Genomic DNA, 1,194 nt, shown 5'->3' with positions numbered 1-1,194 from the left:
GCCTAATAAGATTCTAAAATAGTCTAACCACTTTGGGTGATGGTGATCGCCCCAGATCTGGATTTTCTTAAGCATGTTCATAACTTCTATATTTTGGTTATGACAATTTACGGAAAAATTAAGAAAATAACAATGCTTAACTATTTGATTTTAAGGCTTTTTTTTATCCACAGTTTTACTGTTTACATAGTCGGTTGGCGACATGCCGAACTGTTTGGCAAAGTTTCTGCCAAAGTGCGATTGAGAGCTATAACCAACCATTTCTGAGATTTCGTAAATTTTCAGTACCCCTTCATTTAAAAGCTCGGCCGCTTTTTTTAGCCTTGCCAAATTAATCAGTTCATTGGGGCTAAGGTTAGAAATGGATTTAATTTTCCGGTATAAGGTTGGCCGGCTCATATTCATCTTTTCTGCCAGATGTTCGACGTCCAGGTCCTGATTGCTGATATTCTTGTTAATGGTATCCTGTAATTTTTCTAAAAACAGTTCGTCTGCCTTTGAATATGCAATACTTTTAAGGTGGAGCAGGGGAGAGCTCGCGAAATATGCTTTGATTTTGTTCCTGTTTTTAATCAGGCTAGAAATCTGTACCTGTAAAAACTCGGGAGAAAATGGCTTTTCCACATAGGCATCGGCACCCAGTTCTAAACCTTCAATTTTAGAYTGCAATGAATTTTTTGCGGTAAGCAGGATAACGGGGATATGGCTGAATTCTAAGGTAGATTTTACTTTCGCACAAAATTCAAAACCGTCCATTTCGGGCATCATTACATCGCTAATGATGAGCTGAACAATTTGACGCTGTAATATTTCTAATGCTTCTATACCGTTTCTGGCCTGTAGTACATCGTATTTTTCTTCCAGATCATCTGAAATGAAATCAAGGATATCTTCATTATCATCAACCAGCAACACCACAGATCTTTCCATATCTTCAGTATCTTTTATGGTCAGCTTGCCTACAATTTCTTCCATTTTCCGTTCAGGTTAAATTCTATAAGTTGATGGATAGGCAATTCCAACACAAATATATTAAAATCATGGTCATTAAAATCTAAATAAAGCTCCCCGCTATGCAGTTGAGCAAGCGATTTTGAAATCGATAAACCTATTCCGGTTCCTGCCTTAATTTCTGTTTCTTTGCCCCTAAAAAAAGGTTCAAATATCTTGTCCTTAATTTCAATTGGGATGCGA

2 protein-coding genes are annotated in these 1,194 nt (G+C 37.0%); both read right to left on the bottom strand.

Going from position 1 to position 1,194, the window contains the following annotated elements; all coding sequences use genetic code 11:
• Positions 1–150: 150 nt before the first annotated feature.
• Entirely contained in the window at positions 151–975 is an 825-nt protein-coding gene (locus AC1DND_RS28155; RefSeq protein ID WP_477586188.1) for a response regulator transcription factor, read from the bottom strand.
• The coding region (locus tag AC1DND_RS28150; RefSeq protein WP_477586186.1) for a sensor histidine kinase at positions 960–1,194 on the bottom strand (235 nt) is incomplete at its 5' end. The genes AC1DND_RS28155 and AC1DND_RS28150, both read right to left, overlap by 16 nt.

The sequence above is a fragment of the Pedobacter sp. 01N416 genome, assembly GCF_056399685.1.
This window is presented reverse-complemented; position numbering and strand designations above follow the sequence as displayed.